The sequence below is a fragment of the Pseudonocardia sp. P-1 genome (assembly GCF_058111925.1).
On the sequence record NZ_CM176614.1, the window covers coordinates 1452553 to 1469382 of the forward strand.

General features: G+C 72.6%; 14 protein-coding genes and 1 pseudogene. 2 read left to right on the forward strand and 13 right to left on the reverse strand.

Annotation, left to right across the window (positions count from 1 at the left end):
* Positions 1 to 5 precede the first annotated feature (5 nt).
* The 6 genes from AC0GKK_RS06960 to AC0GKK_RS06985 form a co-directional block, all read right to left on the reverse strand.
* Complete coding sequence (locus AC0GKK_RS06960; protein ID WP_489883422.1) at positions 6 to 416, reverse strand: DUF4233 domain-containing protein; 411 nt, start codon at positions 414 to 416, stop codon at positions 6 to 8.
* Entirely contained in the window at positions 413 to 2050 is a 1638-nt protein-coding gene (locus AC0GKK_RS06965) for a bifunctional folylpolyglutamate synthase/dihydrofolate synthase (RefSeq protein ID WP_489883423.1), read from the reverse strand. The genes AC0GKK_RS06960 and AC0GKK_RS06965 overlap by 4 nt, the downstream gene beginning before the upstream one ends.
* Positions 2051 to 2057: 7 nt before the next feature.
* Positions 2058 to 4694 (reverse strand): valine--tRNA ligase, encoded by a 2637-nt coding sequence (locus AC0GKK_RS06970; RefSeq protein WP_476654204.1) that lies wholly within the window; start codon positions 4692 to 4694, stop codon positions 2058 to 2060.
* Between the two features lie 55 nt (positions 4695 to 4749).
* Positions 4750 to 5427 carry an acetamidase/formamidase family protein gene (locus tag AC0GKK_RS06975; RefSeq protein ID WP_489883424.1) on the reverse strand — a complete coding sequence of 226 codons (678 nt, stop codon included), beginning with the start codon at positions 5425 to 5427 and terminating at the stop codon, positions 4750 to 4752.
* A complete protein-coding gene (locus AC0GKK_RS06980) occupies positions 5384 to 5875 on the reverse strand; it encodes a hypothetical protein (protein ID WP_489883425.1) in 492 nt (163 codons plus the stop codon). The genes AC0GKK_RS06975 and AC0GKK_RS06980 overlap by 44 nt, the downstream gene beginning before the upstream one ends.
* A 259-nt stretch (positions 5876 to 6134) precedes the next feature.
* Positions 6135 to 6656: a hypothetical protein gene (locus AC0GKK_RS06985; protein WP_476654202.1), complete on the reverse strand. Its 522-nt coding sequence runs from the start codon at positions 6654 to 6656 to the stop codon at positions 6135 to 6137.
* 189 nt (positions 6657 to 6845) lie between these two features.
* On the opposite strand from AC0GKK_RS06985, the gene AC0GKK_RS06990 reads away from it, so the two are divergent.
* Together AC0GKK_RS06990 and AC0GKK_RS06995 are read left to right on the forward strand one after the other, a co-directional pair.
* Positions 6846 to 7268, forward strand: a complete 423-nt coding sequence (locus AC0GKK_RS06990) for a PPOX class F420-dependent oxidoreductase (RefSeq protein ID WP_346107610.1) — start codon at positions 6846 to 6848, stop codon at positions 7266 to 7268.
* A gap of 96 nt (positions 7269 to 7364) precedes the next feature.
* On the forward strand, positions 7365 to 8825 hold the full coding sequence (locus AC0GKK_RS06995) for an MFS transporter (protein WP_405418474.1): 1461 nt from the start codon (positions 7365 to 7367) through the stop codon (positions 8823 to 8825).
* Between the two features lie 233 nt (positions 8826 to 9058).
* Here AC0GKK_RS06995 and AC0GKK_RS07000 read toward each other — a convergent pair.
* From AC0GKK_RS07000 to tig, 7 genes and pseudogenes are all read right to left on the reverse strand, one after another.
* Positions 9059 to 10602, reverse strand: a pseudogene (locus tag AC0GKK_RS07000) (alkaline phosphatase D family protein).
* A 66-nt stretch (positions 10603 to 10668) separates the two neighbouring features.
* Entirely contained in the window at positions 10669 to 10815 is a 147-nt protein-coding gene (locus AC0GKK_RS07005) for an MFS transporter small subunit (protein ID WP_157818505.1), read from the reverse strand.
* A complete protein-coding gene (locus tag AC0GKK_RS07010) occupies positions 10812 to 12200 on the reverse strand; it encodes an OFA family MFS transporter (RefSeq protein ID WP_489883426.1) in 1389 nt (462 codons plus the stop codon). Before AC0GKK_RS07010 ends, AC0GKK_RS07005 begins: the two co-directional genes overlap by 4 nt.
* A gap of 134 nt (positions 12201 to 12334) precedes the next feature.
* On the reverse strand, positions 12335 to 13624 hold the full coding sequence (gene clpX, locus AC0GKK_RS07015) for an ATP-dependent Clp protease ATP-binding subunit ClpX (RefSeq protein ID WP_489883427.1): 1290 nt from the start codon (positions 13622 to 13624) through the stop codon (positions 12335 to 12337).
* Between the two features lie 170 nt (positions 13625 to 13794).
* Entirely contained in the window at positions 13795 to 14457 is a 663-nt protein-coding gene (locus AC0GKK_RS07020) for an ATP-dependent Clp protease proteolytic subunit (protein ID WP_062404399.1), read from the reverse strand.
* 29 nt (positions 14458 to 14486) lie between these two features.
* Positions 14487 to 15083 (reverse strand): ATP-dependent Clp protease proteolytic subunit, encoded by a 597-nt coding sequence (locus AC0GKK_RS07025; RefSeq protein WP_062404398.1) that lies wholly within the window; start codon positions 15081 to 15083, stop codon positions 14487 to 14489.
* A 295-nt stretch (positions 15084 to 15378) separates the two neighbouring features.
* Entirely contained in the window at positions 15379 to 16824 is a 1446-nt protein-coding gene (gene tig, locus AC0GKK_RS07030) for a trigger factor (RefSeq protein ID WP_346107601.1), read from the reverse strand.
* Between the last annotated feature and the right edge of the window lie 6 nt (positions 16825 to 16830).

Here is a 16830-nt window from a genome sequence, read left to right on the forward strand (position 1 = left end):
GTGTGTCAGTCCTGCTGCTGCGACGGCAGCGTCCCCGCCGCCATCCGGCGGGCCACCTCGCGCCGCATCCAGACCAGGACCGCCCACACGAGGATGAACACCACCGCGACCACGACCAGCGAGGACAGGAACACCAGCGCCGCGACGAGCAGCGCCCCCTGCAGCACCACTGCCGCGGTGAGCCCCCACGGCCGCCGCTGCACCCCGGACGCCAGGATCATGGCGACGGCGATGCCCGCCACCACCCCGAAGCCGAGCGCGGTCGACCCGGTGCCGAAGCGCGGGAGCACCAGCAGCGCCAGGAGGACGACGATCGCCTCCAGGATCAGCGTCGCGGCGAACACGCCGCGGGCACCCTTCATGGGGTCGGTGGGCGGCGGCCGCACACCCTCGGGCACACCCGGCACGTCGCTCACTCCGGTTCCTTCCCGAACAGCGCCCGCGCCTCGCCGACGGTGACGACCGACCCGGTGACGACGACGCCGACCCCGGACCCGCCCGCCTCCTCGGCGATCTCACGGGCCTGCTCGACGGCCTCGGCCAGCGACGGCTCGACACTGACCCGCTCGGAGCCGAACACCTCGGCGGCGAGCGCGCCGAGCTCGTCGGGGTCCATCGCGCGGGGCGAGGAGTTGGTGGTGACGACGACCTCGTGCAGCGCCGGCTGCAGCCCCTCCAGGATGCCGCGGGCGTCCTTGCCCTGCAGCACCCCGATCACGCCGACGAGCCGGGTGAAGCGGAACTCCGAGCCCAGCGCGCCCGCGAGCGCGGTGGCGCCGGCCGGGTTGTGCGCGGCGTCGAGCAGCACGGTCGGCCGGTCCGGCCCGCCCTCGACGGGCTCGAGCCGCCCGGGTGAGCGGACCGAGGCGAACGCGGCGCGGACCGCGTCGGGGTCGAGGGGCTGCGCGGTACCGGCGCCGACGAGTGCCTCGGCCGCGGCCAGTGCGACCGCCGCGTTCGACGCCTGGTGCTCGCCGTGCAGCGGCAGGAAGATCTCGTCGTAGCGGCCGGACAGACCCTGCAGCTCCAGGCGCTGCCCGCCGACGGCGAGCTCCCGCTCCACGACGCCGAACTCGGCGCCCTCCCGGGCGACCTGTGCGCCGACCTCGGCGCAGCGCTCCAGGAGGACCTCGGCGACCCGCTTGTCCTGGGCCGCGAGGACGGCGACCGAGCCCTCCTTGATGATCCCGGCCTTCTCGCGGGCGATGTCGGTGATGTCGTCACCGAGGTACTCGGCGTGGTCGAGCCCGACCGGCAGGACCACCGCCACGTTCCCGTCGGCGACGTTCGTGGCGTCCCAGCGCCCGCCGAGCCCGACCTCGACGACCGCGGCCTCGACCGGGGCGTCGGAGAACGCCGCGAAGGCCATCGCGGTGAGCACCTCGAACTTGCTCAGCGCGGGCGCGTCGCCGCGCGCGGCGTCGACGAGCTCGACCAGCGGCTCGACCTCGCGGTAGGCCGCGACGTAGCGCTCGGGGGTGACCGGGCGGTTGTCCAGGTTGATCCGCTCGGTGGCGCGCTGCAGGTGCGGGCTGGTGTAGCGCCCGGTCCGCAGCCCGATCTCGGTGAGCAGCGCGTCGACCATCCGGGAGGTGGAGGTCTTGCCGTTGGTGCCGGTCAGGTGCACGACCGGGTAGCCGCGCTGCGGGTCGCCCAGCGCGTCGCACAGCGCCTGCATGCGCTCCAGCGACGGCTCCATCACCGACTCCGGCCAGCGCCGGTCCAGCGCCGCGTCGACGGCGAGGAACTCGGCGTAGCCGGTCACCGTGGACTGGGCCGGGACGACGTCGGGGTCTCCCCCGCCGCGGATCTCGTCCAGGACGGCCGCGATCAGGGCCTCCTGGGTGTCCTCCGGTGCCGCGGCGGACGCCTCGGGGTCCTCGGAGCGGTCCTCGCCACCGGGCTCGTCGTCCTGCTGCTGCTCGGCGTCGCCGCCGGACGGCTCACCGTCGGGCGAGTCGCCGAACCCGCCCTCGGCCCACCGGTCGCCGCCGTAGGTCGGCGAGTCGGCCTCGGTGAAGTCGTCGAACTCGTCGTACTCCTTCGCCACGGCGGGATCAGGCCTCCGGGAGCGCGGCGAGCCGCGCGGTGATGCGGTCGATGTCGGCGACGGCGGTCGCGTGCCGGGCACGGATCCCGTCGACGACCTCGGCCGGTGCCTTCTCGGTGAACTTGGGGTTGGTCAGCTTCTTGTCCGCCTGGTCGCGCTCCTTCTCGGCGACGGCGAGGTCCTTGCCGAGCCGGGCCCGCTCGGCGGCGACGTCGATCGCCCCCGAGGTGTCCAGCTCGACGGTGACCGGACCGCCGGAGGTGGCGACCTCGAAGCTCGCGGTGGCGGCGAAGTCGTCACCGGCCGGGTCGAGCCGGTTGAGGAAGCGCAGCGCGCGCTCGTGCGCGGCCAGCCCGGCGGCGTCGAGGCCGGTGAGGCGGGCGGCGACGGCCTTGCGGTCGGGCAGCCCCTGCTCGGTGCGGAACCGGCGGACCTCGGTGATGACCTTCTGCGCGTCGGTGACCCGGGCCGTGGCGGCCGCGTCGACCGGCGCGCCGGTGCCCTCGGCCGTCGGCCAGGCCGCGGTCACGACTGTCTCGCCGCCGGTCAGCGCGGTCCACAGCGCCTCGGTGACGAACGGCGCGATCGGGTGCAGCATCCGCAGCAGCGCGTCGAGGACGTGCCCGAGGACGGCCCGGGTGCCCGGCTCGGTGGCCGGGTCGTCGAGCTGGGTCTTGCAGAGCTCGACGTACCAGTCGGCCAGCTCGTCCCAGGCGAAGTGGTAGAGCCCCTCGGTCGCCTTGGCGAACTGGTAGCCGTCGAGCAGCTCGTCGGTCTGCGCGCGGACCTCCGCGAGCCGGCCCAGGATCCAGCGGTCGGCGTCGGTCCGGTCGGCGTGCGCGGGCAGCGGCAGGCTCGCGTCCGCGCCCTTGGCCAGGGCGAACCGGGTGATGTTCCAGAGCTTCGTGGTGAAGTTCCGGGACCCGGCGACCCACTCCTCCGACAGCGACATGTCGGTGCCGGGGTTGGAGCCGCGGGCGATGGTGAACCGGAGCGCGTCCGCGCCGTAGGAGTCGATCAGCGCCAGCGGGTCGATGACGTTGCCCTTGGACTTCGACATCTTCTTGCCGTGCTCGTCGCGGATGAGCCCGTGCAGGTAGACGTCGCGGAACGGGGCCTTCCCCATCACGTAGGTCCCGAACATCATCATCCGGACGACCCAGAAGAACAGGATGTCGTAGCCGGTGACCAGGACCGAGTTCGGGTAGTAGCGCTCCAGGTCCGGGGTCTCGTCCGGCCAGCCGAGCGTGGAGAACGGCCACAGCCCGGAGGAGAACCACGTGTCGAGGACGTCGGGGTCCTGACGCCAGCCCTCGCCCGACGGCGGCTGCTCGTCCGGTCCGACGCAGACGACCTCGCCGGCCGGGCCGTACCAGACCGGGATGCGGTGCCCCCACCAGAGCTGACGGCTGATGGTCCAGTCGTGCATGTTGTCGACCCAGTCGAAGTACCGCTTGGCCTGCTCCTTCGGGTGCAGGACGGTCTCGCCGGAGCGGACGGCGTCGCCCGCGGACCGGGCGAGCGGCTCGACCTTGACGAACCACTGCAGGCTCAGCCGCGGCTCGATCGGGACGCCGGTGCGCGAGTCGTGCCCGACCGAGTGCAGGTAGGGGCGCTTCTCGGCGACGATCCGGCCCTGCGCGCGCAGCTCCTCGCGGATCGCGACGCGCGCCTCGAAGCGGTCCATGCCGTCGAAGCGGGTGCCGGTCCCGGCGATGGTGCCGGCCTCGTCCATGATCGTCGGCATCGGCAGGTCGTGGCGGCGGCCCAGCTCGAAGTCGTTCGGGTCGTGCGCCGGGGTGATCTTGACGGCGCCCGAGCCGAACTCGGGGTCGACGTAGTCGTCGGCGACGACCGGGATCCGACGGCCGGTGATCGGCATCTCGATCTCGGTGCCGACCAGGTGCGCGTAGCGCTCGTCGTCGGGGTGGACGGCGACCGCGGTGTCACCGAGCATCGTCTCGACCCGGGTGGTCGCGACGACGAGCGAGGCGTCCCCGTCGCCGTAGCGCATCGAGACCAGCTCGCCCTCGGTCTCGATGTGGTCGACCTCGATGTCGGAGATCGCCGAGCGCAGCGCCGGGGACCAGTTGACCAGGCGCTCGGCCCGGTAGATCAGTCCGTCGTCGAACATCTTCTTGAAGACGGTGGCGACGGCGCGGGACAGGCCCTCGTCGAGGGTGAAGCGCTCGCGGGACCAGTCGACGCCGTCGCCCAGGCGCTCCATCTGCCCGAGGATCGAGCCGCCGGACTCGGCCTTCCACTGCCAGACCTTCTCGACGAACGCCGCACGGCCGATCGCGTGCCGGTCCGGCTCGCCCGCGGCCGCCATCCGCCGCTCGACGACCGACTGGGTCGCGATGCCGGCGTGGTCCATCCCGGGCAGCCACAGCGCGTCACGGCCCTGCATGCGGGCGCGCCGGGTCAGCACGTCGATGAGCGTGTGGTCCATCGCGTGGCCCAGGTGCAGGCTGCCGGTGACGTTCGGCGGCGGGATGACGATGCAGAACGGGTCCTTGTCCGACGACGGGTCGGCCCGGAAGTACCCGGCGTCGACCCAGCGGCGGTACATGTCGCCCTCTACCTCGCCCGGGGTCCACTTGGCGGGCAGGTCGGCGGTACGCGCTGGCAGGGTCTCGGTCACATGTCAAGTCTACGAGTCGACACCGACACGTTTCCCGGCCCCCGGACCCGCGCGCTCAGGACCGGAAGTGCGCCTTGGGGATGACCCCGTGCACCCCGACGGTCCGGTCCACCACCTGCGAGACCGCGAAGTCCGCCGCCGCGGAGAGGTAGGCGTAGGCCGTCGCCCGGTCCATGCCCCGGTCCTCCTGCAGGAAGTCGAGCGCGTTGACCACGGCCCGGCGCATCGCGACGTCCAGGTCGCCCTGCTGCCCGCCGATGCTCCCGTCCGGGTCGGAGAGCCCGATGGGCACCCAGGCGTCCGGGGTCTCGCCGAACGGGTGGCCGAAGGCCACCGACGGCGCCGTGCCCTCCCCCGGCCGGCACACGGTGAGCCGGAACGTGGCGCGCAGCGAGCCCTCCAGCGCGGTCAGGGCGACCTCCCCGTCGCCCATCGCCAGGTGCGGGTCGCCGACGTGGAACAGCGCCCCCTCCGCGCGGACCGGCAGGTAGAACGCCGAGTCCGGGCCGAGCAGCCGGATGTCGATGTTGCCGCCGCCCAGGGTCGGCGGGATCGAGTTCAGCTCGGCGGCGTTCTCGGCGTCCGCCGCGACGTGGGCCACCCCCATGGTGCCCATGAAGGGCCGCAGCCCGAACGACACCTCCTGCCCCTCGCCGAACGCCAGGTAGGCCTCGGGCCCGTCCGCCCCGTCACGGACCGGGGTGAAGACCGAGACGTTGCCGCCCGGGGTCACCGGTGGCGCGCCCGTCGGTGGCCGGCGGCGGCATGACCTCGTCGAGGGCGATCCCGGCGGGCGGCGCGCCGGACGCGGTGCGCCCGAGCGCCCCCTTCCCGTGCCTGCTGGAGACGACGCCGTAGGGCACCCGGGGCACCGCGGACAGGGTCTCGACCTTCAGGACGTCGCCGGGGCGCGCCCCCTCGACGAACACCGGCCCGGTGATGACGTGCGGGCCGTCGGCGTCGAAGTCGCGCGGCGTGCGCCGGTAGTCCCGGGCGACCGCGACGGCATCGGAGAGCACACCGTCGGCCGCCACCCCGTGGCGCCCGAACCAGGCAACCGGGTCCCGGCCCTGGTCCTCCAGGATGCCCTCGTGGGAGACGGTGTCGATGGTGACCGTCTGCCCCGACCGCATCGTCAGCACCGGCGCGGCCCCGATCGCCGGGACGTAGCCCCAGCGCACGTCGGCCGGGTCGGACCCGAGGTAGTGGTCGCCGGGGATGTCGCCCGCACCGGGCTGCAGCGGACCGTCCGGCAGCGCCGCCGCGGCGGGCCCGGGGCGGCGGCGGACGTGCCGCAGCCGGCCAGCCCTCCGGCCGCGGTGACGGCGGCGGCCGCGCGGAGGAAGTCGCGCCGGCCGAGCGCGGCGAGCAGCGGGCGGGGATCGGGGGAGCCATGTCCCCACCCTCACCCGCGTCCGTTACGTCCGGATCACCGCTCGTTTACGCCCGGCCCGCGGGCAGCAGCAGGCACCACGGCCGCGGCCACCCCAGCACCCCGCCGACGGCCGCCGGGTCGCCCCGCCGGAGCGACGCCGGGTCGAACGCCCGCACCCGGCCGGAGCCGGGCTCGTAGACGCGCCACCGGCCGTCGGCGTCGACGCCCAGGACCAGCACCCAGTGCCGCGGCAGCCACCGGGACCCGACCAGCAGCGGAACCGGGCCGACGGCGGCGGGCACCGCGGCGAGCGCGTCGCGGGTCGCCGGGCGGATCCGGAACGGTCCCGCGGCGGGTGCGTGCCGGCGCAGCCACGCCCGCATCCCCCACGGCGTCGTCCCCAGGGCGCGCGGCCAGAGCCGGTTGGCCTGGCGGTGCGCGGTCCGCTGGGCGGCGGCGAACCGGTCCGCCACCACGCCGGGCCACCCCGAGCCGGCCAGCACCGCGGTCACCACCAGCACCGAGGGTCCGCACGTGACACCGTCGACCTGGCGGCCGAGCAGGGTGCCGGGTGTGAGCTCGTCCATGGCGGACACCCTCCCCCGGCGGCGCGCGGCGCGGCACCCCCGGGCGGGTCCGTGGGACCGCCGGGCGGCGGCTACGGCTGCCTGCCGGCACGGCCCGGCGGTGGGCGCGTGTGGTCACGGCCGGTCCGGGCGGACACGACCCGGTGTCGCCCGGGTGGTCGGGCGGGTTTCCGGCCTAGGCTCGGCGACATGCCCGTTCTCTCACCCGAGGTCGTCGAGTTCCTGAACCACGGCACCCGTACCGGAATGCTCGGCTGGACGGCGAAGGACGGGCGCCCGCTCGTCGCGCCGGTCTGGTTCCTCGTCGAGGACGACACGATCGTCTTCGACACCGGGGCGGACACCGCGAAGGGACGGGCGATCGTCCGCGACCCGCGGGTCGTGCTCACCGCCGACCTGCCCGCACCGCCGTACGCCTTCGTGCAGGTGCAGGGTGTCGCCGAGATCAGCACGGACCCCGACGAGCTCCTGCGCACCGCGACCGCGCTCGGAGGCCGCTACATGGGCGCCGACCGGGCCGAGGAGTTCGGCCGGCGCAACGGCGTGCCCGGCGAGCTCGTCGTCCGGATCCGCCCGACGAAGGTGGTCGCCCACCTCGACATGACGGCGTGATCGGTTGACCTGAAGTCCGGTTCACCGTCCACCGTCGCGGCGGGCGATGAGTTCGGCCGTCGGCGTCGGTCCATCACCCCGAGAGGACGGTGGACCATGACGCAGCTCGACCTCCGGCACGGCACGCAACGGGTCTTCGCGCACCTGCTGGTGAGCACCCTGGTCGTGTCGGTCGTGAACTTCACGGTGTGGTTCGCCGTGACGTTCTGGGTGTTCCTGGAGACGGGGTCGGTCGCGGCGACCGGCATCATCGCCGGGATCTTCCTGGTGGCGACGGCGCTGACCGGGATCCCGTTCGGCGGGGTCGTGGACCGGTTCGGCAAGCGCGCGGTCATGCAGGTCTCGGCGGCGGTGTCCGCCGTGGTCTACGCGCTGTGTCTGGCCCTGCTGCTGCTCGCCCCCGACGGGGCGTTCCGCGACCCGACGGGCCCGTTGCTGTGGACGCTGGTCGTCGCGCTGATGCTGGGGGTGATCGCCGGGAACCTGCGCACGATCGCGCTCCCGACCCTGGTCACCCTGCTCGTCCCGGCCGCGGTCCGGGACCGCGCCAACGGACTGGTCGGGACCGCGACCGGGGTGAGCTTCCTGGTCACCTCGGTCGCGTCCGGGCTGCTCGTCGCGGTGGACGGGATGCGGTCGGTGCTCGTCGCCGCCCTCGTCGTGCTGGTCGTGTCGCTGGTGCACCTGTCACGGGTCCGGATCCCGGCCGCGCCCGCAGCGGCCGGCCCGGCCGTCCCCGTGACCGTCGAGGAGCGGGGCGGCCTCGACCTGCGCGGCACCGTCCGGCTCGTCGCGGGTGTGCCGGGGCTGCCCGCACTGATCGTGTTCTCCTGTGTGAACAACCTGCTCGGCGGGGCGTTCATGGCGCTGATGGACCCCTACGGCCTGTCGATGATGTCGGTCGCGGCCTGGGGGCTGCTGTGGGGCGTGCTGTCCGCCGGGGTGATCGTCGGCGGGCTCCTCGTCGCCCGGATCGGGCTGGGCAGCCGCCCGGTCCGGTCGTTGCTGCTGGTCAACGCCGTGCTCTGGGCCTCGACGATGCTGTTCCCGCTGCAGGCCTCGATCCTGCTGCTCACGCTCGGCATGGCGGTGTTCATGCTGCTCATGCCGTTCGCCGAGGCCGCCGAGCAGACCGTGCTGCAGCGGGTCGTGCCCTACGGGCGGCAGGGCCGGGTCTTCGGGTTCGCGCAGAGCGTGGAGCAGGCCGCGTCGCCGCTGACCGCGTTCCTGCTGGCCCCGTTCACCGAGCTGGTGGTGGTTCCCTACATGAGCGACGGCGGCGCCGGTGCGGCCGCGATCGGCTCCTGGTTCGGCACCGGCACCGCCCGCGCGATCGCCCTGGTGTTCGTGGTCTGCGGCGCCCTGGGCGTGGTGCTGACCCTCGCCGCCCTGGCGAGCCGCCCCTACCGTCGCCTGTCCGCCGCCTACGCGACCGCGCCCACCGGGTCCGTCACCCCCGCCGCGGAGGCCGCCGTGGCCGTGACCACCACCCCCGTCCCCGGACCGGCCACCGCCGCCCGGCTCCCCGCGGAGCCGGACTCCGCACCCCGGCGCTGACCCGGGCGTGGGCACCCGGCCGTCGCCTGGATCCACACCCCTGGCGGGCTCCCACACCCGTCGCGACAGGTGTGGGTGCCCGCCGGAGGGTGTGGGCGCGGCCGGAGGAGCCGTCGCACCCCGGCCGGGGTCGTCGCACCCGCCGCGGAGGGTGCGACGACCCCCGCAGGGGTGCGGCGGGCCGCCGGTGACCGCCACGGGGGCTCCGGGCGCGGGGGCCGCGGACGCGGTCGTCAGGTCCGGCGCAGGGTGGTGGTCCAGAGGGAGGCGCCGGCCTGGTCGCGCAGGTGGACCTCCAGGGTCGTCCCGTCGGGGGCGACGTCGAGCTCCCCGAAGTGCTGGAACCCCTCCAGCGGGCTCGCGCCCTGCCGGGACGGTCCGCGCACGAACTCCGCCCGCGGACCGAAGGTCGGGTCGAGCTCGTTCGGACCGAAGGCACCGGCGTGCAGCGGGCCGGACACGAACTCCCAGAACGGGTCGAAGTCGGTGAACGCGGCGCGCTCCGGGGCGTAGTGGTGGGCGGCGGTGTAGTGCACGTCCGCGGTCACCCAGACCACGTTGCGGACCCTCCGCCGGCGAATCCCGGCCAGCACCCCGGCGATCTCGGACTCGCGCCCGCTCGGCGGACCGGGCACCCCGTTGGCCACGGCCTCCCAGGCGGTGTCGCCGTCGGGCACCAGCACGCCGATCGGCATGTCCGAGGCGACGATCTTCCAGGTCGCCCGCGACGACGCGAGCGCGTCGACGAGCCAGCGGGCCTGGGCCTCCCCCAGGATCCGCTCGCCGCGGCCGGTGTTGGCGGAGTTCGCGCCGCGGTAGGTGCGCATGTCCAGCACGAACACCTCGACGTGCGGGCCGAACGGCACCCGCCGGTACACCCGTCCGTCGACGGCGGTGCGTGGGTCGACCGGCTGCCACTCGTGGAACGCGCGGAACCCGCGGGCCGCGAGCACGTCCACCCGCTTCTCGGTGTAGCGCTCCCCCACCTCGCCGGTGAGGATCTCCCCCGGGTACCAGTTGTTGGTGACCTCGTGGTCGTCCCACTGCACGATCTGACCGACCGAGGCGGCGAACCGGCGCAGGTTGTCGTCGCGCAGGTTGTAGGCGAACTGGCCGCGGAACTCGGTCAGGGTCTCGGCGACCTTCGCCTTCTCGGGCGTCATCTCGTTGCGCCACACCCGGCCGTCGGGCAGCGTGACGGTCTCGGTGAGCGGGCCGTCGGCGTAGACGGTGTCGCCGGAGTGCAGGAACAGGTCGGGGTCGCGGTCGGCCATCGCGGAGAAGATCCGCATGCCGCCGGTGGCGCGGTCGATGCCCCAGCCCTGCCCGACGACGTCGCCGGACCACTGGATCCGCACCGGCTCGCCGCGCCCGGGGACCGCCCGGAAGGAGCCGGTCAGCGGCGCGCTCGCGGGACCGCCGTCGAGCGGCTCGGCGACGACGCGGTAGTGCACCCGCCCCCGCGTCGCCGGGACCCGCAGCTTCCCGGCGAGGTCGGTGTCCGGGGTCAGCACCGGGCCGGGGACCCGCAGCGCCCGCCGGAAGTCCGGCGAGCCCGCGACCTCCACGACCATCCGCGACGGCCGGTCGGCGCGCGTCCACACCAGCCCCGACCCCGGCCGGACGTCCCCGGCCTGCACCCCGTGGGTGAGGACGGGCCGCCCGAGCGGACGAGTGCGGGCGCGGCCGGTGCGATGCCGGGCAGGGCCAGTGCCGCGGCGCCGGCGAGACCGCCGGCGGCCGCGGTGCGGAACAGGGAGCGTCGGGAGAGAGCCACGCCCGCCGTTCTAACCCGGACGAGTGACCATGAACCGGACCGTACGGGTGAACGGCGGGCGAAGACTCAGCCGAACAGGGCGGGGATCTTCAGGACGAGCTCGTACAGCCCGTAGGCGAACGGGACGCCGACCCACACCCAGGCCAGGACGGCCCCGATCCACTGCACCGGCCCCCAGGTCGACGACCCGCCGGTCTCGGCAACGCTGCTCACGCGGTCTCCTTCTGCTGTGTCGAGCCCGGCGCGGCCGCCGCGGCGGTGGGCTCGTGGAACTTCCCGTCGACCGGGCGGATCAGCTCGTTGCAGACGAACGCGATGACCAGCAACACGATCATGATGATGAACGCGGTCGTGTAGCGGGCCGGTCCCTCGACACCGGCGTCGATCCGCGCGTCGGCGATCGCGTTGACGATCAGCGGACCGAGGACGCCCGCGGTGGACCACGCCGTCAGCAGGCGGCCGTGGATCGCGCCGACCTGGTAGGTGCCGAACAGGTCCCGCAGGTACGCCGGGACGGTGGCGAACCCGGCGCCGTAGAACGACAGGATCAGCACCGCGGCGACGATGAACAGCGCCCGCGACTGGTTCGGGATCAGCGTGATCAGCAGGTACAGCAGCGCGCCGACGCCCAGGTAGATGCGGTACATGTTCTTGCGACCCAGCACGTCCGACAGCGACGACCAGGCGATGCGCCCGGCCGAGTTCGCCAGCGACAGGATCGCGACGAACCCGCCCGCCGCCGCGGCGAGGGTGGCTGTGGCCCCGTTCTCCGCGAAGAAGTCCTGGAAGATCGGCGAGGCCCGTTCCAGGATGCCGATGCCCGCGGTGACGTTGAAGCACAGCACGACCCACAGCAGCCAGAACTGCGGCGTGCGGATCGCGTTGTTCGCCGAGACGTTGCCGGTCGAGATCATCCCGCTCTTCTTGGCCGTCGACGGGTCCCAGCCCGGCGGCGTCCAGCCCTCGGCGGGCACCCGGATGAGGATCCAGCCGACCGACATGAAGACGAGGTAGATCAGGCCCATCGTGAGGAACGTGGACCCGATGCCGGCCGAGGTGGCCCCGTCACCGGACCCGCCGAACGCCGACAGCAGCGAGCTCGTGAGCGGGGTCGCGATGAGCGCGCCGCCACCGAAGCCCATGATCGCCAGGCCGGTGGACAGGCCCGGTCGGTCCGGGAACCACTTGATCAGTGTGGAGACCGGCGAGATGTAGCCGATGCCCAGGCCGATGCCGCCGACGAAGCCGTAGCCCAGCACGACCAGCCAGTACTGCTCGGCGTAGAGGCCGAGACCCGAGATCAGGAACCCGGCGACGAAACAGCTCGACGCGACGACCATCGCCCAGCGCGGGCCGTTGCTGTCGACCTTCGTGCCGAACAGCGCCGAGGACAGGCCCAGCATGATGATGCCGAACGTGAAGGGCAGCGCCGTGGCGACGCCCGACAGGTCGAGCGCGTTCGCCAGCGGGGTCTTGAAGACGCTCCAGGCGTAGACCTGGCCGATGGCCAGGTGGATGGACAGCGCGGCCGGTGGGACGAGCCAACGGCTCCATCCGGGTGGAGCGACGATGTGCTCCCGCGTGAGAAATCCGGACATGTCGCCCTCCGTCGTAGTTGACGGAGCAACGCTAAGTAGTGCGGAAGGGTGCAGCAACCCGAGCGGGTCTCGAAACGACAACGCCGGTCCCACCTGCAGGTGGGACCGGCGTCGGGTCGGATCTCGCGGCGGGCTCAGGCCGAGCGGTCGCGCCGCTCCCGGCGTTGCGGCTGGCGCGGGACGATCGTCGGGTTGACGTTGTCCCTCACCGTCTGTGCCGTCACCACGACCTTCGCCACGTCGTCGCGGCTGGGGATGTCGTACATGACCGGGAGGAGCACCTCCTCCATGATCGCCCGCAGGCCACGGGCGCCGGTGCCGCGCAGGATCGCCTGGTCGGCGACGGCGTCGAGGGCGTCCTCGGCGAACTCCAGCTCCACGCCGTCCATCTCGAACAGCTTGCGGTACTGCTTCACCAGGGCGTTCCGCGGCTCGGTCAGGATCTTGACCAGGGCGTCCTTGTCGAGCGAGGTCACCGAGGCGACGATCGGCAGCCGGCCGATGAACTCGGGGATCAGGCCGAACTTGATCAGGTCCTCGGGGAGGGTCTCGGCGAAGCGCTCCGCGGAGTCCAGGTCCTTCTTCGAGCGGATGTCGGCGCCGAAGCCGATACCGGACTGGCCGACCCGCTCGCCGATGATCCGCTCCAGCCCGGCGAAGGCGCCGGCCACGATGAACAGGACGTTCGTCGTGTCGATCTGGATGAACTCCTGGTGCGGGTGCTTGCGGCCGCCCTGCGGCGGGACGCTCGCGGTGGTGCCCTCGAGGATCTTCAGCAGCGCCTGCTGCACACCCTCGCCGGACACGTCGCGGGTGATCGACGGGTTCTCCGACTTCCGCGCGATCTTGTCGACCTCGTCGATGTAGATGATGCCGGTCTCGGCGCGCTTCACGTCGTAGTCGGCGGCCTGGATGAGCTTGAGCAGGATGTTCTCGACGTCCTCGCCCACGTAGCCGGCCTCGGTGAGGGCGGTCGCGTCGGCGATGGCGAACGGGACGTTGAGCATCTTGGCCAGCGTCTGCGCCAGGTAGGTCTTGCCGCACCCGGTGGGGCCGAGCATCAGGATGTTCGACTTGGCGATCTCGATGCCGTCGGAGGCGTCGCCGCCCGCGGCACGGCTGCGCTCGCCCGCCTGGATGCGCTTGTAGTGGTTGTAGACCGCCACCGACAGCGTGCGCTTGGTGGTGGCCTGACCGACGACGTACTGGTCGAGGAACTCGTGGATCTCGGTGGGCTTGGGCAGCTCGTCGAGCTTGACCTCACCGGCCTCGGCCAGCTCCTCCTCGATGATCTCGTTGCAGAGATCGATGCACTCGTCGCAGATGTAGACGCCGGGGCCGGCGATGAGCTTCTTGACCTGCTTCTGGCTCTTCCCGCAGAACGAGCACTTGAGCAGGTCCCCGCCGTCGCCGATGCGTGCCATAGGTGTCGATCCCCAGTCCTGGTCCGGCGTTCTCGCGTCGCGCCCGTCGCCCCGTGCGGGTTGACGGTACCTGCCCGCGGCCCGCACGGGGACCGGAAGCGGTGTCCGGTTCCCCGGCGGGTCGCCGGGCGGTCACCGGCGGCCGGAACCGGCCGCCGGTGACCCGGGTGTCACTTGCCGCCGGCGGTACCGGACAGCTTGCGGCTCTGCACGATCTCGTCGACCAGGCCGTACTCCTTGGCCTCCTCGGCCGTCAGGATCTTGTCCCGGTCGATGTCCTCGCGCACCTGGTCCGCGGAACGGTTCGAGTGCCGCGCGATGACCTCCTCCATCCGCTTGCGGATGCGGGAGATCTCCGCCGCCTGGATCTCCAGGTCCGACACCTGGCCGTACACGCCCTGCGTGGCCGGCTGGTGGATCAGGATGCGGGCGTTCTCGACCGCCATGCGGCGGCCCGGGGTGCCCGCGCACAGCAGCACGGCCGCGGCCGACGCCGCCTGCCCGAGGCAGACGGTCTGGATGTCGGGACGGATGAACTGCATGGTGTCGTAGATCGCCATCAGCGACGTGAACGACCCGCCCGGCGAGTTGATGTACAGCGAGATCTCGCGGTCCGGGTCGAGCGACTCGAGCACCAGCAGCTGCGCCATGGTGTCGTTCGCCGAGGTGTCGTTGATCTGCTCACCGAGGAAGATGATGCGCTCCTCGAAGAGCTTGTTGTACGGGTTCGACTCCTTGACCCCGTAGCTGGTGCGCTCCACGTAGGACGGGAGCACGTACCGGGAGCGGGCCGGGTCCGGCGCCCAGCCGCCGGGGCCGCGCAGGTCGGTCATCGACTCCGGGTGGCGAGGGTCGAAGGTGCTCACTTGTCGCTCCCGTTCTGCTCGCCGATCCGCCCGGCGTGCGTCACGACGTGGTCGACGAAGCCGTAGTCCTTGGCCTCCGGCGCGGAGAACCAGCGGTCACGGTCGGAGTCCCGCTCGATGGTCTCGACCGACTGACCGGTGTGCTGGGCGATCAGCTCCGCCATCTCCCGCTTGGTACGGCGGAACTGCTCGGCCTGGATGGTGATGTCGGCTTCGGTGCCACCGACGCCCGCGGACGGCTGGTGCATCATGATCCGTGCGTGCGGCAGCGCCGAGCGCTTGCCCGGGGTGCCCGCCGACAGCAGGAACTGCCCCATTGACGCGGCCATGCCCATCGCCGTGGTCGCCACGTCGCACGGGATCAGGTTCATCGTGTCGAAGATGGCCATGCCGTCGGTGACCGAGCCACCGGGCGAGTTGATGTAGAGCTCGATGTCCTTGTCCGGGTCCTCGGCCGCGAGCAGCAGCATCTGCGCCGCGATGCGGTTCGAGATCTCCGCGTCCACCTGCTGACCGAGCACGATGATGCGCTGCTGGAGCAGGCGGTCGTACACGGAGTCGGACAGCGACATCGCGCTGATGCCGGACCGCATCTGCGGCCCGGTGCCGCGGCCCGCGGACGGGCCGGTGTCCTGCTGGCTCACTTCACCCTGCTTTCCGAAGTCGGGCCCGCCCCCGTGGCGCGGACGCCGCGGGAGAGAGTCCCGGAGTCTTCCTCTGGATCGCTCTCGGTTCTCCGGTGTCGGGTCTTGCGAACCCGTTCACGGTCCGGTTGGGGACCGGTTCGGAGCCGACCCTACGCGGAGCGGATGCCCCGCGTAGGGAACGACGCCCGATGTTCGCCGACAGCGCACGACGAGTCGTGCGGGACCGCGCGACGACCGCCGATCAGGCCTTCGCGTCGGCCTTGTCGGAGGCCTCGTCGGCGGTGGTGTCCGCGGCGTCGTCGGCGGTGTCGTCGGCACCGTCCACGTCGGTCGCGGGGATCTCCTCGACGGTGGTCTCGTCCTCGTCCGGCCCGAGCAGGTCGGACAGGTCGACGGCCTCGCCACCCGGCAGGGTGACGGTGGCGGAGCGCACCGCGGTGATCAGCGCCTTGGAGCGGCGGACGTCCTGGTAGATCACGCCGAGCTGGCCGGCCTGCTGGATCTGCTGGACGAACTGCTCCGGGGCCATGCCGTACTGCTGCGCCTGGTAGACGATCCGCTCGGTGAGCTCCTGGTCCCCGACCGAGATCTCCTCGCGGTCGGCCAGGGTGTCGAGCACGAGGCGGTAGCGGACGGCCTTCTCGGCCTCCTCGCGCGTCTCGGTGTCGAACTGCTCGCGGGTCTTGTCCTGCGAGGAGAGGAACTCGCCGAACTTGTCCTCGTCGTGGTCGAAGGCGTGCACCGCGTCGTGGGTGCGGGTCTCGACCTCGGCGGCGACGACCGACTCCGGCAGCGGCACCTCGGTGTCCTCGACGAGCTTGTCCAGGAGACGGTCACGGGCCTGCGCGGCCTGCTCCATCCGCTTGGACCGGCCCAGACGCTCGCGCAGGTTCTCGGTCAGCTCGTCGAGCGTGTCGAACTCCGAGGCCAGCTGGGCGAACTCGTCGTCGGCGTCGGGGAGGTGACGCTCCTTCACGGTGGTCACCTTGACGGTGATCTCCGCGTCCTTATCGGCGTGCTCACCGGCGACCAGCTTCGAGGTGAAGGTCTTCTCCTCGCCGGCCGACATGCCCTCGAGGGCCTCGTCGATGCCGTCGATGAGACCGCCCTGGCCGACCTCGTAGGAGAAGCCGGTGGTGGTGGCCTCCTCGATCTCCGTGCCGTCGACGGCGGCGGAGAGGTCGATCTGGACGTAGTCACCGGACTGCGCGGGACGCTCGACACCGGCCAGGGTGCCGAACCGGGCGCGCAGCTGGTCGAGCTGCTCGGTGACCTCGTCCTCGGTCACCTCGGTCTCGTCGACCTCGACGGTCAGGCCGTCCAGGTCGGGGAGGGTGATCTCGGGGCGGATGTCGACCTCGGCGGTGAACGCGATGCGCTCGCCGTCGGCGATCTCGGTGACCTCGATGTCGGGCCGGCCGATCGGCTTGACGTCCTCGGACGTCACCACGGCCTCCTGGTACTTCACCGGGATCGCGGCGTTCACGACCTCGTCCAGGACGGGGCCACGGCCGATCCGGGCCTCCAGGATGCGGGCCGGCGCCTTGCCCGGGCGGAAGCCGGGGATGCGGACCTGCTGGGCGATCTTCTTGTACGCGCGGTCGAAGTCGGGCTTGAGCTCGTCGAACGGCACCTCGACGTTGATCCGGACGCGCGTCGGGCTGAGGTGCTCGACGGTGCTCTTCACGGTGGA